The organism is Acinetobacter sp. YH16031 (assembly GCF_013417335.1).
Lineage (GTDB): Bacteria > Pseudomonadota > Gammaproteobacteria > Pseudomonadales > Moraxellaceae > Acinetobacter.
In genome coordinates this window covers 13,289-37,092 of record NZ_VPED01000003.1, presented here as the reverse complement: position 1 = coordinate 37,092, position 23,804 = coordinate 13,289, and the positions used below count along the sequence as shown (strand labels likewise).

General features: G+C 43.8%; 17 protein-coding genes, 1 other RNA gene and 1 pseudogene. 8 read left to right on the top strand and 11 right to left on the bottom strand.

Annotation, left to right across the window (positions count from 1 at the left end; all coding sequences use genetic code 11):
- Positions 1-2: 2 nt before the first annotated feature.
- Together FTV31_RS02110 and FTV31_RS02105 are read right to left on the bottom strand one after the other, a co-directional pair.
- A complete protein-coding gene (locus tag FTV31_RS02110) occupies positions 3-3,614 on the bottom strand; it encodes an AAA family ATPase (protein ID WP_180012833.1) in 3,612 nt (1,203 codons plus the stop codon).
- Between the two features lie 8 nt (positions 3,615-3,622).
- Positions 3,623-4,876, bottom strand: coding sequence for an exonuclease SbcCD subunit D C-terminal domain-containing protein (locus tag FTV31_RS02105; protein ID WP_180012832.1), 1,254 nt, complete (start codon positions 4,874-4,876; stop codon positions 3,623-3,625).
- Positions 4,877-5,504: 628 nt separating this feature from the next.
- Between FTV31_RS02105 and FTV31_RS02100 the strand changes: the two genes are divergently transcribed.
- On the top strand, positions 5,505-5,951 hold the full coding sequence (locus tag FTV31_RS02100) for an ABZJ_00895 family protein (RefSeq protein ID WP_004783224.1): 447 nt from the start codon (positions 5,505-5,507) through the stop codon (positions 5,949-5,951).
- Between the two features lie 193 nt (positions 5,952-6,144).
- On the top strand, positions 6,145-7,050 hold the full coding sequence (locus tag FTV31_RS02095; RefSeq protein WP_180012831.1) for a TIGR01777 family oxidoreductase: 906 nt from the start codon (positions 6,145-6,147) through the stop codon (positions 7,048-7,050).
- Here FTV31_RS02095 and thiO read toward each other — a convergent pair.
- Together thiO and hemB are read right to left on the bottom strand one after the other, a co-directional pair.
- Entirely contained in the window at positions 7,039-8,160 is a 1,122-nt protein-coding gene (gene thiO / locus FTV31_RS02090; RefSeq protein WP_180012830.1) for a glycine oxidase ThiO, read from the bottom strand. The genes FTV31_RS02095 and thiO overlap by 12 nt on opposite strands.
- A 20-nt stretch (positions 8,161-8,180) precedes the next feature.
- Positions 8,181-9,194 carry a porphobilinogen synthase gene (hemB, locus tag FTV31_RS02085; protein ID WP_180012829.1) on the bottom strand — a complete coding sequence of 338 codons (1,014 nt, stop codon included), beginning with the start codon at positions 9,192-9,194 and terminating at the stop codon, positions 8,181-8,183.
- A 105-nt stretch (positions 9,195-9,299) separates the two neighbouring features.
- On the opposite strand from hemB, the gene FTV31_RS02080 reads away from it, so the two are divergent.
- From FTV31_RS02080 to FTV31_RS02070, 3 genes are all read left to right on the top strand, one after another.
- Positions 9,300-9,797: a thioesterase family protein gene (locus FTV31_RS02080; RefSeq protein WP_034703122.1), complete on the top strand. Its 498-nt coding sequence runs from the start codon at positions 9,300-9,302 to the stop codon at positions 9,795-9,797.
- A gap of 263 nt (positions 9,798-10,060) precedes the next feature.
- Entirely contained in the window at positions 10,061-11,206 is a 1,146-nt protein-coding gene (locus tag FTV31_RS02075; RefSeq protein ID WP_180012828.1) for an HlyD family efflux transporter periplasmic adaptor subunit, read from the top strand.
- Positions 11,207-11,212: 6 nt separating this feature from the next.
- Positions 11,213-12,739, top strand: coding sequence for a DHA2 family efflux MFS transporter permease subunit (locus FTV31_RS02070; RefSeq protein WP_180012827.1), 1,527 nt, complete (start codon positions 11,213-11,215; stop codon positions 12,737-12,739).
- Between the two features lie 52 nt (positions 12,740-12,791).
- Here the strand turns inward: FTV31_RS02070 and glpK are convergent, their stop codons facing one another.
- Entirely contained in the window at positions 12,792-14,276 is a 1,485-nt protein-coding gene (gene glpK / locus FTV31_RS02065; RefSeq protein WP_180012826.1) for a glycerol kinase GlpK, read from the bottom strand.
- A 130-nt stretch (positions 14,277-14,406) separates the two neighbouring features.
- Between glpK and ssrA the strand changes: the two genes are divergently transcribed.
- Positions 14,407-14,766: a transfer-messenger RNA gene (ssrA, locus tag FTV31_RS02060) on the top strand.
- Positions 14,767-14,863: 97 nt separating this feature from the next.
- Here the strand turns inward: ssrA and FTV31_RS17250 are convergent.
- Positions 14,864-15,456 (bottom strand): annotated as a pseudogene (locus FTV31_RS17250) (tyrosine-type recombinase/integrase); the annotation flags it as partial.
- Between the two features lie 311 nt (positions 15,457-15,767).
- On the opposite strand from FTV31_RS17250, the gene FTV31_RS02045 reads away from it, so the two are divergent.
- On the top strand, positions 15,768-16,940 hold the full coding sequence (locus FTV31_RS02045) for a M48 family metallopeptidase (RefSeq protein ID WP_180012824.1): 1,173 nt from the start codon (positions 15,768-15,770) through the stop codon (positions 16,938-16,940).
- A gap of 2 nt (positions 16,941-16,942) precedes the next feature.
- On the top strand, positions 16,943-18,088 hold the full coding sequence (gene wecB / locus FTV31_RS02040; protein WP_180012823.1) for a non-hydrolyzing UDP-N-acetylglucosamine 2-epimerase: 1,146 nt from the start codon (positions 16,943-16,945) through the stop codon (positions 18,086-18,088).
- Here wecB and FTV31_RS02035 read toward each other — a convergent pair.
- From FTV31_RS02035 to FTV31_RS02015, 5 genes are read right to left on the bottom strand one after another with little or no spacing between them, the layout of a single operon-like run.
- Positions 18,085-18,960: a hypothetical protein gene (locus FTV31_RS02035; protein WP_180012901.1), complete on the bottom strand. Its 876-nt coding sequence runs from the start codon at positions 18,958-18,960 to the stop codon at positions 18,085-18,087. The two genes, wecB and FTV31_RS02035, sit on opposite strands and share 4 nt — an antisense overlap.
- The gene (locus FTV31_RS02030; RefSeq protein WP_180012822.1) at positions 18,960-20,780 is read right to left on the bottom strand and encodes a hypothetical protein; all 1,821 of its coding nucleotides are present in this window, start codon (positions 20,778-20,780) and stop codon (positions 18,960-18,962) included. Before FTV31_RS02030 ends, FTV31_RS02035 begins: the two co-directional genes overlap by 1 nt.
- Entirely contained in the window at positions 20,777-22,030 is a 1,254-nt protein-coding gene (locus FTV31_RS02025) for a glycosyltransferase (protein WP_180012821.1), read from the bottom strand. The genes FTV31_RS02030 and FTV31_RS02025 overlap by 4 nt, the downstream gene beginning before the upstream one ends.
- On the bottom strand, positions 22,027-22,920 hold the full coding sequence (locus FTV31_RS02020) for a hypothetical protein (RefSeq protein WP_180012820.1): 894 nt from the start codon (positions 22,918-22,920) through the stop codon (positions 22,027-22,029). The genes FTV31_RS02025 and FTV31_RS02020 overlap by 4 nt, the downstream gene beginning before the upstream one ends.
- Positions 22,917-23,432 (bottom strand): hypothetical protein, encoded by a 516-nt coding sequence (locus tag FTV31_RS02015; protein ID WP_257227126.1) that lies wholly within the window; start codon positions 23,430-23,432, stop codon positions 22,917-22,919. Before FTV31_RS02015 ends, FTV31_RS02020 begins: the two co-directional genes overlap by 4 nt.
- Between the last annotated feature and the right edge of the window lie 372 nt (positions 23,433-23,804).

Here is a 23,804-nt window from a genome sequence, read left to right as displayed (position 1 = left end):
CTTTAACCTATAATCTGAATGGTACTGGCACCGGCACCGACCGGTTTAACCTGAATCTGAACCGGAATCCGTTCATGCATCTCCTGTACATGTGAAATTAGCACCACTTTACGGCCCTGACTCTGCAAATGATCCAGTGCATTCATGACCATATGTAAGGAAGCCGGGTCTAAAGTACCAAAACCTTCATCAATAAATAGCGATTCCAGTTTCATTGAGCCGGAAGCCATATTGGCAATCGCTAAGGCCAGGGCCAGAGAGACCAGGAAGGTTTCACCGCCAGAGAGTGACAGGACAGGACGCACTTCGCTGTTCATATCCAGATCAATAATCGCCAGACTCAAACTGTCTGGAATCCGGTGCAGCTGATAACGCGGTGCTAGAGGCTGTAATTGCTGATTGGCATATTCGACCAGAATATCCAGATGATGTTCTTGCGCGATTTTCTGGAATTTGGTGCCTTCCTTATGGCCGATCAGGTCATAGATCCGACCCCAACGATATTCTTCAGCTTTGACCTGTTCAATCTGATGCTGGTAGCGTTGTAAGGTCGATTGGTTATTGGCATGTATTCTTAGTTTGGTGGCTACTTCATTACAGGCATTTTCCTGTTCAGCTTTTTCCTGTGCCAGTCCACTTAAGCGCAGTTCAACTTCTTCAAAGCTAAGTTCAGGCTTGGATTTCAAATGATGCTGATATTGTTCCTCCAGAATATCCCAAGCCGTTTTGGCATTTTCAACCGCCTGATGTTGTGCCTGTAATTGCTGGCGAATTTGCTGATGCTGTTGCAAGTCAATATTCAGGCAATGCTGGATATGCTCGGCATCAAACGCAGGATATGTATTTTGCCAGTCCTGAATAGATTGCTGGCATTGCTTGATCTGCTGTTCTAGTTGCTGAATCTGGGTGATGAAACTCTGTTTTTTCAGTTCAGCTTGTTGCAAATGCTGATCATGCTGCTGGGTCATCAGACTCTGTGCCCGTAACTGTTCATCCAACGCCTGTTGTTGTTGCTCCAAACGGTCACGCCATTCCTGTGCCTTAGGATAAATCTGTCCGGCATGGGTAAGGGTCAGGTGGTTGAGCTGTTCACGTAGCGCTTTACCCATATTCAGCGCCGTATTCATCTTTTGCTGTAACTGTGCATCATATTGCTGATGCAGGCTGAGCTGATCACGTGCCTTTTCAATCTGCTGATTTAAGCTTTGCATGTGAGTCTCTAAGGTTTTGAATTCCTGAGTCTGTTTCTGACGTTGTTGCAGTTGGTGAGATAGCTGCTGACAGCTTGATGAGGCATCAGTAATCCAGGATTTCTGCAAGGACTCAGGCAGTAGATGAAGAACTGGCTGAATCATTTGTTCTAGCTGTGAATGCTGCTGCATGCTAAAACGTAGTTGATCCAGCTGTTGCTGTTGCTGACGCCATTGTTTCCAGTCACTTTGCTGATTTTGCAGGGTCTGTGCTAGCTGCTGTTGTTCTTGTTGAAGTTGAAGCACATGCTGACCAAGCTGTTGCTGCAAATGATCTGTGCTTTGGCTTAAATCCAACAGCAAATCAAATTGCTGAAGATCCTGATTCAACTGAACCTTCTGCTGTTGTAGTGTCGTATTGAGCTGACTGCTGCGTTGCTGATATTGCTCAATTAAGGTTTGCAGTTGAGATTGCTGGATTTGTGCTTGCTGATATGTCTGAGTCAGTTGCTGTAGTTTTTTCTGAGCTTCCTGAAGCTGCTGGTCATGTAGCTGTTGCAAAGCATTTTCTAGCAGTTCCTGATGCTGTACAAAAGGATGCTCATGACTGCCACAGACCATACAAGGCTCATTTGGTTTCAGCTGTGCACGTAATTCCTGAACACTTTGTGCTTGTAATAAACGTTGCTGAGCCAGTACTTGTTGCAATTGTTCGAAAGCCTGTTCTGCTTCCTGACGTTGTTGCTGTAATTGAACCAGCTCAGTTTCTAGTTGCTTTAAGCGGTCATGATAGCTTTCTAACTCGCGGTTCAATTGCAGGCTTTCAGTTTCTAAGCCAGCCATTTGCTGTACAGTGCGCATTAAAGCTTCAAGCTTCGAATGCTGGGTACTGAGTTGCTGTTGTTGGATCTGGAACTGTTGGATCTGCTGTTCAAGCTGATCCAGATGAGTATAACGCTGAGTGAGTTCCTGCAAGCTAGCAGATAAAGCCTGTTGCTGCTGTTCCAATTCAGGTCGGCTGGATTGGAAAAGTGCCGGGTGCTGCCGCATGAATTTCTGGTGCAGTTCCTGATAATCCTGTAAGCGTTGCAGAGTCGCCTGGGGTTCGTCATCAAAAACCGCTAAAAAGCTCTGTTGTTCTAGTTGCTTTTGAATCTGCTGGTACTGAGCCTGAACCTGTTGTAACCGTTGCTCAGTCTGCACCAGCTGATTCTGAACAGGCTGAATCTGCTGGGTTCTATAGGTCTGCTGTTCAGCTAGAAGCTGTTTATACTGCTCGCCAATCGACAGCATTTCATGATCCAGCTTGAGTCCCTGATCCAGATAAGGTTTGATCTTCTGGAACTCTTGTTGCTGCTGTTGTTGCTGTTGCTGAATGTGCTGCAACTTGTGCTGTTCGCTATCACGTTGCTGTTGAACTGCTGTGAATTCGGCAACAAAGTTTTGCTGCTCAATCAGTAAATAGCTACGCTGCTTTTGAAACTGCTGTTGCTGGACAAACTGTTCCCGAATCTGCTGAAACTGATCCAGTTGATCTAATAACTGTTTTTGCGGTGCCATTTTCTGTTCAGCATCTAGCTGAACCGTATAGATTTCTTTTTTGGCCTGAATTTCAGTATAGAGATAATGCTGCTGGCGATGCCATTTCAGGTCATTTTCCAGTACCTTTTCACTCTGGTTTAGATGCTCAACCGCCTGTTTTAAAGTCGTGTGTTGCTGCTGTAAGGCAGCAATATCTTCTTCAGATAATAGTTCCAGATGACCGATTAATTTTTCCAGATCAGCGCGTTTCTGCTTCACTTCACTGTGTTTTTCAAATGCTTTCTGGCTGACCAGACTGAAAATCTGAGAATTGGTCAGATATTCGAGTAAATCGGCGCGTTCATTATCTTTAGCTTTTAGAAAAGCACCGACTTCGGACTGTGCCAATAAAACTGCACGAGTAAATTGCTCGAAACTCAAGCCGACCAGTTTTTCAATCAGTGGCGTGCATTCAGAAATCTTCTGATTTAGAACCCGTTGATCATCCAGACAGGTAATGGCACGATCGACCTTTAAATTGCCATCCACTTTCTGTCGTGCACGACGAATTTCCCAACGCGCGGTATAACGTTTCTGGTCTAGGGCAATAAATTCAAGCTCGGCAAAACCCTGTACGCAGCCACGGCGCAGAATATTTTTGGAATCCTTGATCGAGACATCCTGTCCACCTGCATCTTTCAGGCTGCCTGTGGCGCCTTTTAAACGCGGAATTTCGTTGTACAGCGCCAGACACATGGCATCGAGCAGGGTAGATTTACCAGCACCGGTTTTTCCGGTAATCGCAATCAATCCGGCATGCGCCAGCGGATTCGATTCAAAATCAATATGATGCGTACCAGCAAGAGAGGCGAGGTTATTTAGGCTCAGACGGATAATTTTCATGGCTGATCCTAAGCTTGTTGTTTTTGTGCAAGTTCATGTTGGGCTTCGACCAGTAACTGCTGAAAATCCTGCTGCACCGAATGATCCTGGCTATAACCCATTTTTTCCCAGATATTGAAGAATAGTGATTCAGGCGTTGGAGGTGCCAAGTCAATTTTAGAGCTATCAGCCTGATCTTCTGCCTGACGTTGATAAATCCGGCTGATGCGTAGCAGACGATAACGATTTGGCGGCAGTGCCTGTTCAATCTGCTGACGTAAATCTACCGGTGGCGGTGCATCGGTAGTGTATTCAATTTCCAAAAAATGCCGGGCTGCCAGATGCTCAATTTCCCCAGTCGGCAATGCTTTTACTTTACTGAGCAGATTTTCCAGATTTTCCCGAATTCTAAACAGCTCGACAGTACGAGGAACTTTCAGCGCTTCAAACTGAAAACGCTGTTCAGCATTTTGTTCAGGATCGATTCTGACTTCAACGACCTGATGCAAATAGTTGATCTCACTAAAGGATAGGGGGATCGGGGAGCCACTATAGCGGATATGCGGTTGACCGACTTTTTGTGGTTTGTGCAGATGTCCCAGAGCGACATAGTCAATGACTTCATCAAATAGCGCCGTTGAGAGAGCCTCTTCATTGCCGACAATAATGGGACGTTCGGAATCGGAAGTTTCTCCACCTTGCATATGCGCATGCGACATGAGAATCAGCGACTGATGTGGCTGCTTGCGTGCTTTGGCTTCGGCAATCAATTGTTGGTGCAGATAGCTGATGGCATTCTGACTATTATGAGTATGTTCATTAATGCCGGTAATTTCGGCACTGCGTAAATAAGGCAGGGTTAGGCACCAGGCAATAATCTCTTGCTGCTGGTCATAAATTGGAACCAGCAAACGATCCAGATCAAGAGCATTGTCCGCAGTCCGGCCGACAATACCCACCGCTTTGGCATTGAATTTAGTCAATAAAGGCTGAACCTGCTCAATCCGGTAACCTGAATCATGGTTGCCGGCAATCATCAGGGTTTGCATATGCGGTGCCAGTTCATGGGCATCGGCAAGGAATTGATAAAGCTGTCTTTGGGCGCTAGAAGCTGGATTGATGACATCAAAAATATCACCGGCAATCAGTAGGGCATGGGGCTGTTTTTCCTTGATTTGTTCAAGGAGCCAATTCAGGAATTGTGCATGTTCAAATTCACGGTCATGGTTATGGAAAAACTGTCCCAAATGCCAATCAGAAGTATGTAGAAAATGAACTGCCATGTATACCCACCTTTATTTTTGCCTTCCTACTATAGAAAAAAGCCCAGCTAAAAATCTACTTGAAAAAAATATTTTGATCTATTTCATTGCTGCCCGTCATTAAAACTATTTTCAGCATAGTTTTGAATATAAGAATAATACTTGTGAAATCAATAAAATGTGATTCTCATATATAAAGTATTGAATACAGCGTTTTTATTTTAAATCTTACTTCAGGCAATTTCATAACATCTGAATAGCAGAACCAATATTTTTTATAAAAATTGCTAAAAACAGACTTGAAAAACTACAGGCAATCATTATTTTATGCTGCATAAGAAGCTAATAAAAATTGGCAGGCGAATTGTTAAAAACGGTTCGTCCAAAAAATAAAAACCGACGATTCGAGTGATGATGAAATCGTCGGTCAAAGATTTGTGTATAGTGAAAATTTTGGCTGCTATTCAAAATTTTCTAAAACACTGAACTTATTGCTTTAGCAAAGAGAACGAAAATTTGTGGATGCCAGTCCAAATTTCCGAACCTTGTACCCTATATAACGTCAGCATCTCACTTTAGGTTGACAATAAAATGAAAAAAAAATTAATTTTTTTTATACTAGTTGATTAATCGTCCTTGAGTCCTGCTAATGGTGTCTCTAACTCGCTATTTTCTCTGGTTTTTCTTCCTATGCTTTATTTTTACCTGCATTTGCGGGGTTGTGGCGGCATTAATGCCGACTGGCATGGGTGCAGTATTAACCATTGTGCCTTATCTGGTGGCGATGATCTGGGTACTGTTTAAATTTTTAAAAAAGGAACAACGGGCGCCCACTCAGGTAGAGCGTAAAAAATTCACCTTGGGATTTAGCCTGATTTATTGGGGCTATAACCTGGCATTTTTAATTTTAGGGATTGCCATTGCGACGCGTTCCAATCCGAATGCCTGGCAGGACTTTTTACTATATCTGCAACAGCCACAATTTATGAGCATTGTCGTGATCATGTTCCTGCTCATCGCGATTCCGCTCTATCTGCTGACCTACTGGTTTTATGGCAAACAGGCACAGCGTATGGCAGCAAAAATGTTTGGCTAGGATTTCAACTCTTTATATCAAAATCGTTGAGATTAAATTCAAGATGCTAAATCAGGCTATATAGAAAATCAGACGTTTTCTGTATAGCCTGATAACAATTCCTCATTTATCGATCCAACCTACTTTATCTAACATTTTGATTTATGAGTGACGTATAATTTGAGCAATACAATAATAATGGCACAGAATAACCATGTATAAACCTGTAGTCCTTATGACAGGCGCCAGCGGTTTTATTGGCAGCCATCTGGTGAAATTTTTACTGGCTCGTGATTATGCCGTGATCGGCCTGACCCGGCAGAAAAAATTGCGTGAAGAGCATCCTGATTTTCACTGGATTAATAATCTGGAAGAATTGAAAAATCATCAGATTGATTATGTGATTAATCTGGCTGGTGAAAGTATCGGTCAGGGTCGCTGGACAGCCGCCCGGAAAAAGAAATTGCTGGACAGTCGGCTAAATACCACCAGGCAGTTATATGACTATCTAGAGAAAAATCAGATTAAGCCCAAATGTATTATTTCGACTTCAGCGGTCGGCTACTATGGAATCGATCCGCAAGAACACTGGGAGACGGTGTGTACAGAACAAAGTCCACCACAATCCATTTTTATGTCAGAACTGTGTGAGAAATGGGAAAAACTGGCCTTGTCCTATACTGGGCAGGACACCAAAATTGTTCGCTTTGCTGTGGTGTTTGGTCAAGGAGGCGGGATTCTTCCGCAGATGTTATTGCCGATTAAACTGAATATGTTTGGCCGGATTGGTCATGGGCGTCAGCCGGTGACTTGGGTGCACCTACAGGATGTCATGCGGGCGATCGAATTCCTGATGCAGCAGCCGGCCCAGCAACAGGTATTTAATGTGGTTGCACCTGAAAAAGTCAGTCAGGCGCAATTTGTCCGGATCGCCGCACAGGTGCTGAAGCGTAAACCTTTATTGCCGTTACCAGCTTGCAGTATGAAAATGATGCTAGGTGAACAGTCACAACTGATTCTGAATGGTCAATATGTCCAGCCCAAAGCTTTGCAGGAAGCCGGATTTGAATTTAGCTATCCGACCCTAAAAGAAGCCTTGATTGAAATTTTAAACCGTTAAAGAGTGCGGCTGTAAGCGCTGTACCGGACTATAAGGCTGTGGATCTACGATGGTCGGTTGTTCCAGGATTAACTGAGACAGCAATTTTCCAGAAGCAGCACCCATACATAAACCATTACGGAACTGGCCAAAATTGGTCCAGAGATTGTCCAAGTGCGGAATCTTGCCGATATAGGGAATGCCATCTGGTGAACTCGGGCGTAAACCTGCCCACTGTTTCACGATTGGGAAATCAATCAATTCTGGTACCATTTCCAGGCAGGCTTCCAAAATATCCTGACGGATTTCAGCAGAAGGCGAAGTATCAAAACCGACCTGACGCATGCTGGAACCACACAGCACGTGACCATCACGACGTGGAATCAGATACATGACCTTGTTCATGCACATGGTCGGTAGCCAGTTTTCTGGTGTTTTAAACAGCAGCATCTGTCCTTGAACCGGATGAACTGGAATGTCCAGACCGAGCTGTTCAGACCAGCGTGCAGACCATGCACCGGTGGCAATGACGAACTGATCTGCTTTAAAGCTCAGGCCATTTTTAGTGGAAACACTGTGTACATGATCTTGCTGGATATTTAGCTGACTAATATTGCAATGCTCTTGCCAAGTGACACGAGGATGCCGCTTAAGGTAAGCAATAATGGACTGTAACAGGCGCGGATTGCGGATATTGGAGAGTTGCGGAAAATAGATCGCCTGTTCAAATTTTGGATCTACTTTGGAATTAATCTGCTGGATTTGGGGTTGATCCAGGTATTCGGCATGTTGCTGCGGATCTTGATATTGCTCAGCATAGCGTAGTCCAATTTCAAAATCAGATTCATCAAAAATCAGCATACCAGTTTCATGAATCTGGAAATCAATGCCAGTCACCGGTTGCAGTTTCTGGTTCCATTCCTGATACAACGGTTTGGCATGGCGGGCAAGGGCATTAACGGCATCGGGATAACGCCAAGGATACATCGGGGAGAGAATGCCACCTCCGGCCCAAGAAGCTGCCTGTCCAGCCGCTTGCTGATCGAAAATCGTAATAGAACATCCCTGTTCAAGCAATTCCAAAGCTGACATCAAGCCGGTGATGCCTGCTCCGATAATGGCGATATGCATTGCGCCAAGGTCCTTCTATTTTATTTCATGTCTTTCAGTTTGAGCGCCGCTTCTTCCGCGAAGTAAGTCCAGATACCATCTGCGCCGGCACGACGGCAGCACATCAGGGACTCTAGAATTACACTATCAGATAACCAGCCATTCTGAATTGCAGCAGCCAGCATGGCATATTCACCACTAACCTGATAAATAAAAGTAGGTATACCGAAGGTATCTTTGACTTCACGAACCACATCCAGATACGGCATGCCCGGTTTAATAATCACCATATCTGCACCTTCCTGGATATCCAGTGCAATTTCATGCAGTGCTTCGGCACGGTTAGCGAAATCCATCTGGTAATTGTATTTATTGCCGCCTTTTAGGTTGCTAGCCGAACCGACAGCATCACGGAATGGGCCATAGAAGCTAGATGCATATTTGGCTGAATAGGCCATAATAGAGGTATAGATATGGCCATTCTGTTCAAAGGCCTGACGAATTGCACCGATGCGGCCATCCATCATGTCACTTGGCGCGACAATATCAGCTCCGGCTTCGGCATGGCTTAAAGTCTGCTTGATCAGCGCTTCAACCGTTTCATCATTCAGGACATAACCGGTTTCATCAATGATGCCGTCTTGGCCATGCGTGGTATAAGGATCTAGCGCGCCGTCGGTGATCAGCACCATTTCCGGTAATTCTTTTTTCAGCAGACGAACGGTCTTCTGTACCAGACCATCTTCATGCCAAGCCGCTTCTGCAGTCAGGCTTTTATCTTCTTGGGGTGTAACCGGGAACAGCGCCAGCTTATTGACACCTAGTTCGAGCAAACGTTCTGATTTTTTTAACAACAAGTCAGCAGACAAACGCTGCACATTTGGCATACTTGGAATGTCTTGGGTCTGGTTTTGTCCCGGAAGCACAAATACTGGATAAATCAAGTGATCAGCACTGAGATGGGTTTCACGTACCATAGAACGTAAATGCTCATTTTTACGAATACGACGCATGCGAGTTGCAGGAAACGCGGGACGATTGAACGTATAGGTCATAAAAATCTCAGTAATCAGTATTAAACTAGGCCCCTATTGTAACCCTATCTGAATTTTTTGGGCATAAATTAGCGGTTTTTTATTGTTGTAGCTTCGGGCAGACTTATGACTAAGACAGAAAGAAATTGGACAGGTAATATACATTTAGGTGCAAAAGTGGATATTGAAGTGGTCTTAAACCAGTTGGTACACGCTTTTAATACCTCTCCTTTTTTTAAGCATAATGGCATGACCATGCGGGTGGTCGATGGTCAGATCGAAGCATATGTTGAAATGCAGGATTTTATGATTGGCAATGTGGCTTTTCAGATTCTGCATGGTGGTCTTGCAGCCACCATACTCGACAGTATTGGTGGAATTGTGGCGATGGGTGAGCTGTATAAGAAAGCCGAACCAGAAACTATTGCTGATACGATTAAAAAGGTATCACGTTTGGCGACGGTAGATATGCGCGTGGATTATCTTGCGCCCGGTCGTGGTAAATATTTTATTGCCCGTGCAGAAACCTTACGTTTGGGGCGTAAGGGTTGCACCATGCGTATGACCATGGTCAATGATGATGACAAGCCGATTGCCACAGCGATTGCGTCATATGCCTATTAATTAAGTTTATCTCCTCAATCCTGGCTCATTCTGAGTCTGAACTAAGCCCTTATTCCTGGAATAGGGGCTTAGTTTTTTAAACTTCCGAGTAATATTTTTTTGCATATTTTCTAATTTTTATTATTAGAATGCATGAAAATTAAATTAATACGGCTTTCTCATTTTACCCATTGATCAATAAACGGGATATGAATCTATACATTCATATCAGTGCTGGTCAGTGTGGCTGCGTGACCAAGTCTGTTGGATTTAGGAAAAAATCAATGACAGATGTACAAGACACCCTGCCAGAAAACGTATCTGATGCAACTTCGGATCAAGCTTTAAAAAATAAACGTAAAAAAGCCCTGAGTATTGTTGCCATCCTTATAGTGATTGCACTGGTGTTGTTTCTGGTGTGGAAATTCTTTCTGAACAATTCGGTCAGTACTGAAAATGCTTATGTGGGGGCCGAAACGGCTTCTATTACCTCTATGGTGAGTGGCCAGGTTGCTGAAGTACTGGTTCATGATACCCAAGCGGTCAAAGAGGGCGATATTTTGGCCAAAATTGATGACCGTGATGCCAAAATTGCAGTGGCTCAGGCACGTGCAGAACTGACCAAAGCCAAGCGCCAGTATAAACAGACTGCGGCCAATAGTGGGGCTTTAAGCTCACAGATTGGGGTTAGTGATGATGTGATTCGCAGTGCCGAAGCTCAGCTGGCCCAAGCTCAGGCAGCCTTGCATAAAGCACAAGATGAATATACGCGTCGTGAAAAACTCAGTGCGAGCGGTGCAGTGTCTAAAGAAGAACTCAGTACGGCACAATCTGCATTGGATACTGCCAAAGCCGGCGTAGCTTCTGCCGAAGCGGGTCTGGCACAAGCAAGATCCAGCCAGAAAGCAGCACAAAGCAATTTAGCGGCGAATGAAGCCTTGATTCAAGGCGCGAATGAAAACTCCACGCCTGATGTACTCGTAGCTGAAGCCAAACTGAAACAGGCCGAGCTAGATTTAGAACGTACTGTAATTAAAGCACCTTTTGATGGAGTGGTTTCACGCCGTTCCATTCAGGTAGGTCAACGTGTTGCACCAGGCACAATGCTGATGATGGTCGTACCAGTAGATCAGCTCTATGTCGATGCCAATTTCAAAGAAAGCCAACTAGAAAACGTCCGTGTGGGGCAGAAAGCTGAACTGACTTCAGACCTGTATGGTAAATCGGTGAAATACCACGGCACCGTCGTGGGCTTCTCTGGTGGTACAGGCTCAGCTTTTGCCCTGATTCCTGCTCAGAATGCCACAGGCAACTGGATTAAGGTGGTACAGCGTTTGCCAGTGCGTATCCAGCTGGATCCGAAAGAGCTGGCTGAGCATCCGCTACGTGTGGGTCTGTCGATGGAAGCTGAAATCCACTTCAAGAAGTAATTCCCGATGAATAAATATGTTCCATATGGGAATCTGACTGGCGGCAAGCTGATGCTGGCAGCCTTTGTGCTGGCATTAGCCAATTTCATGGTCGTGCTGGACATGACCATTGCCAATGTCTCGGTGCCGCATATTACCGGTAGTCTGGCAGTGTCCAGCTCGCAAGGTACTTGGGTCATTACTTCTTATGCAGTCGCAGAAGCGATCTGTGTACCTTTGACAGGATGGCTGGCGGGTCGCTTTGGTAGCGTGCGCCTGTTTGGTGTCTGCCTGCTGGGTTTTACCATTTTTTCGATTCTATGCGGGATTTCTACCAGTCTGGAAATGCTGGTGTTTTGCCGGATCGGGCAGGGGTTGTTCGGTGGCCCAATCATGCCGCTGAGTCAGACTCTATTGCTACGCATCTTCCCACCTGAAAAACAATCCCAAGCGATGGGTATGTGGGCGATGACCACCGTAGTCGGTCCAATTCTTGGTCCAATTCTTGGCGGTACGATTAGTGATAACCTGTCCTGGCACTGGATTTTCTTTATCAATATTCCAGTGGGTCTGTTCTGCGGTCTGGCTGCATTGAAGCTATTAAAACCAGCAGAAACTGAAACCAATACTTTGAAGATTGATAAAGGTGGTTTGTTCTTACTGATTCTTTGGATTGGTGCGCTGCAATTAATGTTAGATCTCGGTCATGAACATGACTGGTTTAGCAGTTCCTTTATTGGTACCTTGGCGGTGCTTGCCATAGTCGGTTTAATCATCTTTACCATTTGGGAACTGACCGAACGGCATCCGATTGTAGATATCCGGATTTTCCGATATCGCGGGTTTACCTTTGCTGTGCTGTCGTTGGCCTTTGCCTTCGGTGCTTTCTTTTCCAGTATTGTTCTTATTCCGCAATGGGTGCAGATCAATCTAGGTTATACGGCCACTTGGGCAGGTTATCTGACTGCGACCATGGGTTTTGGTAGCCTATTGATGTCACCGATTGTGGCGAAGATGGCGACCAAATACGACCAGCGTATTCTAGCCAGTTTCGGTTTAACCTTGCTTGCCGTGGTGACCTTAATACGGGCATTCTGGACCACGGATGCGGATTTCATGGCATTGGCCTGGCCACAGATTCTGCAAGGTTTTGCGGTACCGTTCTTCTTCATCCCACTCTCCAATATGGCGTTGGCCTCAGTACAGCCGCAGGAAATGGCTTCAGCTGCTGGTTTGATGAACTTTCTGCGGACCATGGCCGGGGCGATTGGTGCGTCGATTGCAGTCACGATCTGGGATGATCATAGTAAAGTGGCCCGCAGTGAGCTGGTCGGTAAACTGAATGTCGAAGAAACTCAGAATACCTTAATGGCACAGGGCATGAGTTCGGACAGTGCCTTGGGTTATATTTCCAGTCTGGTGGATAAAGAAGCATTAACGCTGTCTGCTAATCACCTATTTTTGATTTTGGCGATGGTTTTTATTTTTGCTGCTTTAATCGTCTGGTTGGCACCACGACCCAAAGCGGGTGTGGGTGGAATGCCATCACATTAATATTTTCCAAAATTAAAAAAAACTGCTAAATATTTAGCGGTTTTTTATAGGATTATAAATCTGATTTGGCCCGTTTTAAGGCATTTTGCCATTTGGCCAAATGGGCTTCACGTTCATCGGACTGCATTTTCGGTTCAAAGGCGCGATCTAGCTGCCAGGATTGAGAAATTTCATTTAAATTAGAAAATACCCCTGACTTTAAACCTGCCATCGCTGCTGCACCCCAAGCGGTGGATTCCAGCATTTTTGGACGCAAGACAGGCACATTCAGCAGGTCAGCCTGAAACTGCATCAGCATATCATTACAGCTGGCGCCACCATCGACGCGTAGCTCTTTTAAAGGGTGAGCAATATCCGATTGCATGGCAGTCAGTACATCGGAGACCTGAAAGGCAATCGATTCCAATGCAGCACGGGCAATATGAGCCTTATTGGTTCCTCGTGACATACCACAAAGCAGGGCACGCGCTTCACTATCCCAATGCGGTGCACCCAGTCCGGTAAAGGCAGGAACTAAGACCACGCCGTCGGTATCTTTAACTTTACAGGCTAGCTTCTCTATATCACTGCTTTTTTGAATGATGCCAAGCCCATCACGTAGCCATTGCACCACTGCACCGGCCATAAAAACGCTGCCTTCCAAGGCATAACTGGTCTGTTCCTGTGCCTGCCAGGCGAGGGTAGAAAGCAATTTATTCTGGCTGAGCTGGATATCATGACCGGTATTGAATAGCATAAAACAGCCGGTACCATAGGTATTTTTTGCCATCCCCGGTTCAAAACAGGACTGGCCAAATAGGGCGGATTGCTGATCACCCAGAATACCGGTAATAGGAATCGTAGCTCCTAATAAACCCGGTGCCGTATCTGCAATATGACAATCAGAACTGATGATTCGTGGCAGGACTGAAGCCGGGATATTAAACAGGTCTAGTAGTTCCTCATCCCAGCGTTGAGTATGCAGATTCATCAACATGGTACGGGACGCATTACTGGCTTCGATGATATGCTCGGCACCTTGAGTCAGGTTCCAGATCAGCCAGCTATCAATAGTGCCAAAAGCGACATGACCTTGTTCTGCAAGTTCACGTAAGCCATCCACATGTTCCAATAACCAGACCAGCTTGCCCGCACTGAAATAAGGATCAATCCGTAGCCCGGTTTTTTGTTGTACCTGATCCATCTGGCCTTGCTGTATCAGCTGATTACACCAGTCTGTTGCACGACGATCCTGCCAGATAATCGCTGGTGCAAGAGGCTTCCCATTACGACAATCCCATACCACAGTCGTTTCACGCTGGTTGGTCAGGCCAATCGCTTTAATATCTTTGGCCAGAATCCGGGCAGTAGCAAGCGCCTGTTGTACCACTGCAATTTGCGAGCTCCAGATTTCCTGTGCATCCTGTTCGACCCAGCCGGAATGTGGGGTCTGGATATGGGTTTCGCGTTGAGCTGTTGCCTGAATCTGTCCGTGTTCATTAAAGATGATTGCACGGCTAGATGTCGTTCCCTGGTCGAGTGCCAATAAATAGCTCATAATTTTTTTAAATGCTGACTTGAATTATGAAATATTAGCGCAATTATGTAATCAGGCGCATTCAAAAGTGTATTTGTGTAGAAAATGCATCGTATTTTTTGCCAGTTATGCTATGATGAGCTTGTACTTTGGGGATGTTCTTGGCTTCGACGCCGATGATGAAACTCATAGATGCATGCCGAGAGCGCATTTTCTCTCGTAAATAAAATTTGCATTTAAATAGTCGCAAACGACGAAACTTACGCTCTAGCAGCCTAAGGGCTGCTTGTCCGCATCTCTGAATACTTGTGGTTAGAGATCCCGACTGAAGCGAACGCACACAAGTCCGTATAGAGTCAAGCCTCGGGGCTTTATACCAAATCTAGAGGATCGCACCTTGAACCCTGTTCGTCGGGTCTCTTGGTGTTAAAACAATAGACGATATCTAAGCATGTAGTATTCTCGAGCGTAGTGTTGGCGGACGCGGGTTCAACTCCCGCCATCTCCACCAAGATTCTTCTTATAAAAAAGCCACTTATATAAGTGGCTTTTTTATTACCACATGTTTGCCACATTTTTCATTCCAAGAGCTTTCGATTTCGACATATTTAGGCTGTACGAGTTACGCTAAGTTTCGCAATTTTTTGCTTGTTCTTATCTCCATGCAACCATTTGGTATAGCGTTTGATCAGCATTTGTAGGCTATGCCCATGTTGATCAGCTACAAACATTGGATTGACGCCATCTATGAGCAACATCGTTGCATATGTATGTCTTGCATTGTATGCAGGTCTATGGCCAATTGAACAGGCTTTCATAGCTTCGACTAGACGTATGCGAGGAGGTTTTTCGTTGAAAAAGGATGACTGGTTTCTGGGCAAAGCATTAAGTAATCAGATTTGTAATTATGATCTTTCTTAAATTGGATAAATGATTTTAAAACTAAAGAAGATCTCTCGTTTAAGTAGAAATCTCTAGAAGTATGTGTTTTTGTAAATTTTTTCTCCAATCCATGAACACGGCTTTTGTTTACTTTAAAAATACCCTTGTGCCAGTCAATATCACTTTTTCTTAGAGTAATCATTTCTGAGAGTCTAAAACCTGTCCAGAATGCCAGTTCGAAGTACCAACGATAAAATTTGTCTTTATCATTCAAATTTTGATCAAGCCATGAGAGAAGAATTTCCATTTCTTCTCGTGTCTAGAATACGGGGAGCAGCTCAATCCGCTTTTTAGGATACTAAATAACCCGAAACACAGATAAGAAATTGACTTGAAAAAAAGAGGACTAGAGCCATCAGTTGAGTTACCACATAAATAAAAAATGATAATTTGAATAATAGATTTATCAGTTTAAATAAGATCTATAATAGTGATGTTCTCATATTTTCTGTGAATACCAGATCTCCTGTAAAAATAATAGAGAGTTTGGTAACTTAATTTCATCCGTTCCAGCCTTAAATTAAATTGCTGTTATAGTATGAATTATAATATTTTAATTCACGCATTAAAATGAAAATATTACCTATTATTTCAAGTATTTGCTTGTCAATTTCAAGTTTGTTAACTCAAGCGGAAACCATACCTGAGACTTATACATTATGGGAACAATATTACCAAATAGAAAAAGTTGATCCAGAGCAGGCAACGCGACTTTTGCAGCAAATTAGCGAAAAATCACCGCAAGATCCGAAGGTTTGGAAAACCTGGACCTATCTGGAAATGCGCAAAAATAATAATACCGAAGCTTTAATTTATATTGATCGAACGCTTGAATTAACACCGAATGATGAACAACTCTTGTTGCAAAAAGCCTATCTATTGAACACTGCTCAACGTAATCCCGAAGCTTTAGAAATATTTAAAAAACTGCAAAGTTCCTCAAATCCTGAAACTGCAGTAAAAGCCCAACAGGCAGTACTCAATTTAAGTGGAACAACAAGTGGTCAGACTAAAAATACCTTTACCGATATCTATTTTTCTCCTTCTTTTGAAGGACGTTATGATACTGCCATCTTGCCCTTGAAGCTCCGTTATGGACATTATTGGGGAGAAGAAAACCGTGGCCAGATTTATGGCTTTGCCAGCATTAACAGGGATACCCAATCTACCGGCGGTGCACGACCCGAGATTATTGACCAGAATGCAGCTATTGTTGGTGTTGGAACAAATTACCGTCCTTGGGAATGGCCGCTCTATCTATATCTGGAACTCGGCGGAAGTTATGATCTAATCGATTTAAACCGAGACAAACTCAGAGAAAGCATTAATTTCGGTTTGACCGGTTATCAGGAATGGTATTGGCATGATTCCGAAACTAGTCATAGTCCGGTTACCCAGAAGACTCAGTATTTTGCCGAACTGTATGGCAATGCGGCGAGCTATTCACGTGAAGATTATAATGTAATTGGCGACCTGCGCCTGCGTACCGGTTGGAACTTTAACCGGGATCATGTAGGCAATATCCAGACTTATCTGAAGCTACATACGATTAATGACTCTAATAACGAATTTTATAACAACCTGGCAGAGCTGGGACCGGGTATAGCTTGGCAACCTGCAGACTTCCCGCTCAAGCTACGTATTGAACAGATGTATGGCAAATATGTAAATGGGGCACCTGAGTCTGGAAAAAGAACTTTTGATAATACTCGAGTGGAACTGACTTATTACTGGAGCTTTTAACCATGCCGATTGATCTTTCTTTTATTTTTGGTACTCGCCCTGAACTGATTAAATTAGCACCAGTCATCTTAAAAGCCCAGCAAGATTCACGATTTAGAGTTAGTGTGGTATTTACTGGCCAGCATCTGGAATTGGTACAGGATGCGATCGAGTTTTTCCAAATCAAAATTGATCATCATCTGCAAATCATGCAACCCGGCAAAAGTCTAAATATTCTATTAAGCAAGGCATTGACCGAACTGGATCAAGTATATCGTGACATGCCGAAATGTGATGTAATTGTAGTCCAAGGGGATACCACCACTGTACTTGCAGGTGCTCTGGTGGCCTTTAACTTGAATATTCATTTAGCGCATGTTGAAGCCGGATTACGCTCTTTTGATCTGATGCATCCATTTCCGGAAGAAGGTAACCGACAACTAGTTTCCCGCTTGGCCCACTGGCATTTCGCACCGACTCGACGTTCTGCAGAAAATTTGCGTCAGGAAAATATTCCAGACCAGCAGATTTTTATTACCGGTAATACTGTGGTTGATGCTATTTATCATGCCCGTGATTTAATGCAATCTTCTTCTCAGCAGTCTCAGCAAAGGTTAGAGCGAATGGGGCTGAAATTAAGTGAGCAAGATAAACTAGTCTTGCTGACCGCACATCGACGGGAAAATTTTGGTGAAGGTATTCAAAATATCTGTGCCGCCATCCATACACTATGTCGCCGTTATCCAGAGATGCATTTTGCCTGGCCTGTGCATCTCAATCCGCAGGTATATGAAATTGCCTATCGCGAGTTTCTAGATCATCCGCAGGTACATTTGTTAAAACCTCTGGATTATCCGGACTTACTGGCTGTTTTAGGTGCAGCCTATTTTATTATGACTGATTCAGGCGGTATTCAGGAAGAAAGCCCCACCTATCAAAAACCGGTGCTCATACTTCGGGAGGTAACTGAACGCCCGGAAGTGGTTGAAGCAGGTTGTGGAATACTGGTCGGTACCGACCAGGCCAAAATCGTACAAGAGTTTTCTCGTCTAATGGATGATTCAGCCTATTATCGACAACATGCAGAAGTCGAAAATCCATTTGGTGATGGTCATGCTTCGGAACGTATTTTAGAACAGATGCTGCAAGATTTAACAGTCAGAGCTTAGTAATTGATTTTCATCCACAAATAAAGCCAGAGCACACTGGCTTTATTTAAATAATGTGGACCATCAAAAATATAGACACGCTCGCCAGCATAAGCTTTCAACTGTTTTGCAATTTCCCAAGGATAAGCTGCACGAAAGCCGCCTCCCGGTTTAGGCCGGAAAGCTTCGAGAATAATCACAACTCTTTTGTCACCAACCTGATGTTTAAGGTTTTGATAAATCACCGCCGCTTCTTCGGGGCTGCGCGTGCCTACACCGACGCCATCCTGAAAAAAGACTTGGGCATTATCAGGTAACCAGCTTTCAAGCCAGTAATGTAAAAACCGTGATTTTCGGTCTGCACTATAAATACTGATCCAGACCGGTCGCTGGAACTCGGCAACATAACGCGCCATATTGGCAACTCCATGCCAGCTTGGGTCAGCTTCTACAGGAAAATAATAAGCAGCAGGCTGAACTGGAAGAGAAGTTTTAATAATCTGTTGGGATTGTAAAAAGAGCTGGTCAATATTTTCACGTGCCACAGGTTCCTGAAAAATGCCTGCCAGACCTAAGATAACCTGCTTGGACCAAGGCTGTTGGGCAATTGTTTTCCAATCCGGCTGATGTTGCCATTGTGCTCCAGGGATTTCTTTAAAAAAGGAGCGTCCATCTACAATACTCCATTGAGTGACTAAGGTATCGATACCTAATAAGTGCCAGTTACCAGAGGCATGACTCATCTGGTCAACCTGCCAGAAAATACCCTCAATTTTAGGTGCTGTTACCGCTTTAGCATCTGCACGTGCCATAAAAAACGCAGAGCCAGTAAAAGCCAAGGCAAGAAGTGCCAGTAACACCAGTAAGCCTAAAATCAGGTATTTTTTCATTATTATTCTTCTTTGGTTTTTTGTGCCTTACGAGTTCTGCGCCAGAACAGCAGCCCTATAATAAGCGCAGCAACAATCACAAGAATAATAGCAATAGTTCGCATGGAAATCTGTTCAACTATCGGGGTTTCTGCTTTTTCTATAGCGGTTTGACTAAGTACGGTAAGTTGTCCTTGGGCAGAAATAAACAAGGCCGCAGTATTGTTCGGGATTTTCTGCTGGATTTGCGGCCAGAAGCGGGCAAAATTTTCTACCCCGAGGTTGTTGTCGCTATAAATCCAGAAATTCCCGTTTCTGACGGTGATCAAACTACCATTTGCCGTAGTAGGTAAGTAAAGAATCTGACTGTATTTTTGCAATTCGGATTGATAACGCTGGGCATTCAGCAGGATATTAATGGTTTTAGGTGTACTTGGATTCAGCTGGGTGATATTCAGACCAATTGGATCATTACTGAGCAGCATGTTCTTGGCAACTTGAGCCAGGCTGATCGCAATGGGGGTGGCTATAGGCGTATTCATGGCAATTTCAGAAGTCTTGTCAAAAACTGTAGACAGGCTGATGACTCCCTGTTTCATCTGATAAGGCAGACTAAGCTTGGATTTTTTAGCATCAATCCATAAGGCATTACCCGCATTAGGTAGACAATTATTGCTATTTAACTGGTTATTATTCACCGTCATGTTAAAGCTGTTGGTATAGGGATAATCTGCCCCTACAAATTCAAACTGCCGCTCAACCGGGCTGGAATCCAGTTTTGCCAGACTGGTACTACCTGCGAGTACTTCATTGAGCCAAACCTGTAAGGTCGAGCCTTGTAAGAGTCCGCTTTGCGAACGGAAATTAAGCTGACCCTTTAAAATATCCGTAGCTTCCCAAACAGCAGGAAAGACTAGTGAAATATTTTTGGGAGTATTGTCTAGTTTGAAATCGGAAATGCCCAGATCAGCCAAGCTTTCAAAACGGCGTACACTGGCCCAGTTTGGTCGTGCGACAGGGCCATTTAAACTCGCTGTTGCAGTATTTAGTTGTGCCAGATATTGCTGATTGAGCAGGGCATTGACGGCCATCAATAATTGGGGTTCTGAAGAATATTCAATTGTCAGACTTGGTACCAGGTTAACCTGATTTAAACTCATCTGTGCTGCGGGTAATTTTGCGGCCGAACGCTGAATATTGATCATGAAATCAGGTGCTGATTCAGGAGTGGTATTTAGCCGCCATTGCACAGGTGTCGCAAAATTCCAGGCAGTTGCCAGCCTACTTATCATGGTGGCTTCCAAGAAATTTGCCGTATTAAAACCTAGCAGTGCCTGTACTGGTTCTGGGCGGTTCAATTGACTATTGAACAGGACATCCGGGAGTTGATTTAGCTGCATGCTGTTACGCTGCGATTGGTAACTCAGATTTGGTTGAGTCAAGGTAGTCTGTAAATTGCTTGATTCAAGACAGATATTGGCAGTGCTTTGTCCAGGTCCTGGTTTTTGTAAAATACTGATATCCAGCCGATGAAAACCGCTATCGGCAGGGGGGAGGCTAAAATTTAATGTGCCTTTACCACTCAAATTTTGTTGATGAATCAGCTGATTGTCATACCGGACAATCACCGTACTGCTACCCTGTACATCGAACTGACTGCTGAACTGGACATCCTGCCAGCTTTCACCTTTTCCAACATAAAAAAAGTAAGGCGTAGTTTGCTCTACATGCCGCGCAACTACATCATCAAGCTTCCAGGTGGTCGCATAGAGATGTGCACTAGACAATGCCAAGATAAGTGAAGACATTAATCTCAAAGGAGCTGTTTTTATGTGCATGATCATTTTTTTTCCTTCTTTCGTTCTGTCTTGTACCAAGTAATTCCCTCACCCTTGATTTTGCCTTTTAACATGTCCCAGGCGGCTTTAAAGACAATCAGGAGAAATACCTGTGAATAGGTGAAATAGGCGATAAAGGCATAGAAGTAAAATCGTTTAGGCATTTCTTTTTCCAGACTGAGGGTGAACCAGATCTGGACCAGATAAAGAATAAAGGCCAAAATAAAGAGTAAGGTAAATGGACCGGGAATCGTGGTACCATCAATACCGAGTAGGCCAACCACCAGCGTCATATGACTTAAGAACAGGGCTGGCAGAAAAATGATGTAACACATAATATTGTTGCCGATCTCCATTCCGATTGGAAAAGGATGCCGGAGCGCTGTTCTTAAATATTTACGGGTTACATAAAAGTTACCTTGAGTCCAACGCGAGCGTTGTTTGATAAAAATATTTAGGTCGCCCGGATCCTGTTGCCAGCCTACGGCATAAGGCACCCATTTAATCCGTTTATGTCCCAGAAAAATCCGGTAACTCATTTCGGTGTCATCGACCAAGGATTTTTCGTCAAATCCGCCTAGAATATCGAGTGCATCTCGCCAGATCACATAATTGGTTCCCATTAGGGTAGAAAGACGGAAACGCAGCCAGCGTCCACCCTGAAAAATCCACTGGAAATAGATAAACTCGATAGCGATAAAGGTACTAAGGGGGCTGTCTTTCCAGTTGCGGGTACGAACTTTGCCATTCACTGCGACCAGACTAGAATCTGCCAGCAAGGTCTGGGCAATCAGCCGTACACAATCCGGCTCTGGCGTACTGTCCGCATCATAAACCGCAATCAATTCTCCGCGGGCGTGTTTGAGTCCGTTATTCAAAGTTCTGGATTTACCTTTACCACCTTGACCTTTAGGCACATTGATGACCCGAATGACTGGAAATTCGGCAGCCATACGATCCGCAATTTCCTGGGTATTGTCTTTAGATGCATCATTAATCAGCAGTACTTCATAGCTTTCAGCCGGATAATCCTGTGCAGCTAGAGAACGTAAGGTATCTTCAATCACCAGTGCTTCATTATATGCCGGCACCAGCACACTCAGCATGGGCCAACGTTCAGGTATTGGTAAATTGGTCAATTCCTGACTTGCCTGAATCGAGTAACGCCAGGCAGAAAAGCTGAGCCAGGCCCAAAAGGCCTGTGGAATCCAGATCCCGATAAAGCCGGTAATAAACAGAATATCGATCATGCTCATGATTTTTTGAACCTCCGCCATAACATGGTGATCAGGAGGATGAGCATTAAGATAACGATCACAACAACGGATGCCCAGGAAGTTGAGGTACCCCAGAAGCTTAATAAATTAGGGTAATGGGTCGAGAGCACCAGGTGTAATGGCAAGATGATGATTCCTGCTGAGAGCAAGATATAGCCGAGTAGATTGGTATGCACCCGGTTCATTTGGCTGTCAAAGCGCGTATTTAAAAAGGTCCAGGAAATTCCCAATTCAGGATAAGCAATCTCACTTTCGGCAAGTGGCACCTGAGGATTCAGGATAATTCCAGTACCATTGAAAGCAGTTTGTGGGTAGGCGGTGTAAAATTGTTGCTGACCAGATTGAATTAAACGGGCGGGTAAAGGCAGTTGTCCATGATTGGCCTGAATAATGTAAAGCCCCGCAGGTAAAGTTTTGAGATTCGGATTCCAGCCATCCTGTATATAGGCCGCCATGGGACGTAAACCTGCACTAGTGGCGAGGGTCGCAAGTCCGCGAAAACGCTTTGGTTCGATGCTGCTTAGATCAAGAATCGGGATAGCACCGTCCGAAACCTCCTGTTTGATCTGAAAGTAGATTGACGGTTTCATGAAATTTTCAGGAATGATTAAACCCGGTTTAATACCCTGATTTTTCATGTTTTGATAAGTTTCGTAGTGTATTTGATCAAAGCTAAATACCGGCCATAACTTCCTGGGAGCTGGGAAATAGGCTGGAATTTGCTTAATATCTGAGGAATCTTGCTGCTGAGCCGGATCGGCTGTTTTAAGCTTACATTGATAATATTGTTGATAATAAGAACTCAGTACCGGGTCAGGCAGCGTATTGACTGAAACGATCAGACCGCAGACATGCAAAAAATGACTCATAGGCGTTCCTCCAAGGAGGGTCGGCCCTGATGATGGGGTAGATGAGTAATCTCTGTTTTAATCAGTTCAATCTGTCTGATTTTTTCAATCAGTTGTTTGGAAATAGTAGATTCTCGATCGGCAATCATAATTACACGCAAGACCGAGAGCCGACTATCAGTAAAGGAAAAATGAGGAACTTGGAACTTACTTTCCAGCACATGGATAATTTTTTGTTGCAACAGTTTTAGTTCATCCACCTGCAACATATCTCTTAATAAGTTATGGTTGGTAATTTCTATATAAATTTCATCATATTGAGGAATCAGATTCAGATTTAGCATATTCTGAACCTGAGTTTGGGTATAGGAATAAGTACTAATAGGTAATGTTTTATGGGTCAGATTTTTACGATAAGTATCCAGTAAATTGTCTGTTTTCCTATTAGTCGACATCATTTCATAATAAATACTGAGTAGAAGTGGTGCGACAGGTAGAATAAAAAGCTGCAACAAGCGAGTATTAATATCCATGCTATCAGTCTGGACACTAAATAGAATATAAATAAAAAGAATAATAAAAATGACAATACTTAATACAACGGACTGAACTACATTTAAAAAGCGGCCTAACAGAATAAAGCCAATTAGAAGAATCCAGCTTCCGACTAGTTCCGTACGTACCCATTCATAGCCAATTAGTCCTATAAATATAACTATGACCATGGGTAAAAAGGTGATGGTTTGATTTGTCCTTACTAACCAATTTTTTTCCATTAAAATAATTATTAAAAATAATAATTTAGGATAATAATGAAATGATTACATGAATAATGTATAAAAAATATATATTTTTTTTTCAAAGTTTAAGTTAATAATACTTTTTGTATAGAAAATTTTTATTAA

Bases quoted from the DNA above. Each gene is read 5' to 3' on its own strand.
- FTV31_RS02110 (WP_180012833.1), bottom strand. From the start codon at position 3,614: ATGAAAATTATCCGTCTGAGCCTAAATAACCTCGCCTCTCTTGCTGGT.
- FTV31_RS02105 (WP_180012832.1), bottom strand. From the start codon at position 4,876: ATGGCAGTTCATTTTCTACATACTTCTGATTGGCATTTGGGACAGTTT.
- FTV31_RS02100 (WP_004783224.1), top strand. From the start codon at position 5,505: ATGGTGTCTCTAACTCGCTATTTTCTCTGGTTTTTCTTCCTATGCTTT.
- FTV31_RS02095 (WP_180012831.1), top strand. From the start codon at position 6,145: ATGTATAAACCTGTAGTCCTTATGACAGGCGCCAGCGGTTTTATTGGC.
- thiO (WP_180012830.1), bottom strand. From the start codon at position 8,160: ATGCATATCGCCATTATCGGAGCAGGCATCACCGGCTTGATGTCAGCT.
- hemB (WP_180012829.1), bottom strand. From the start codon at position 9,194: ATGACCTATACGTTCAATCGTCCCGCGTTTCCTGCAACTCGCATGCGT.
- FTV31_RS02080 (WP_034703122.1), top strand. From the start codon at position 9,300: ATGACTAAGACAGAAAGAAATTGGACAGGTAATATACATTTAGGTGCA.
- FTV31_RS02075 (WP_180012828.1), top strand. From the start codon at position 10,061: ATGACAGATGTACAAGACACCCTGCCAGAAAACGTATCTGATGCAACT.
- FTV31_RS02070 (WP_180012827.1), top strand. From the start codon at position 11,213: ATGAATAAATATGTTCCATATGGGAATCTGACTGGCGGCAAGCTGATG.
- glpK (WP_180012826.1), bottom strand. From the start codon at position 14,276: ATGAGCTATTTATTGGCACTCGACCAGGGAACGACATCTAGCCGTGCA.
- FTV31_RS02045 (WP_180012824.1), top strand. From the start codon at position 15,768: ATGAAAATATTACCTATTATTTCAAGTATTTGCTTGTCAATTTCAAGT.
- wecB (WP_180012823.1), top strand. From the start codon at position 16,943: ATGCCGATTGATCTTTCTTTTATTTTTGGTACTCGCCCTGAACTGATT.
- FTV31_RS02030 (WP_180012822.1), bottom strand. From the start codon at position 20,780: ATGATCATGCACATAAAAACAGCTCCTTTGAGATTAATGTCTTCACTT.
- FTV31_RS02025 (WP_180012821.1), bottom strand. From the start codon at position 22,030: ATGAGCATGATCGATATTCTGTTTATTACCGGCTTTATCGGGATCTGG.
- FTV31_RS02020 (WP_180012820.1), bottom strand. From the start codon at position 22,920: ATGAGTCATTTTTTGCATGTCTGCGGTCTGATCGTTTCAGTCAATACG.
- FTV31_RS02015 (WP_257227126.1), bottom strand. From the start codon at position 23,432: ATGGATATTAATACTCGCTTGTTGCAGCTTTTTATTCTACCTGTCGCA.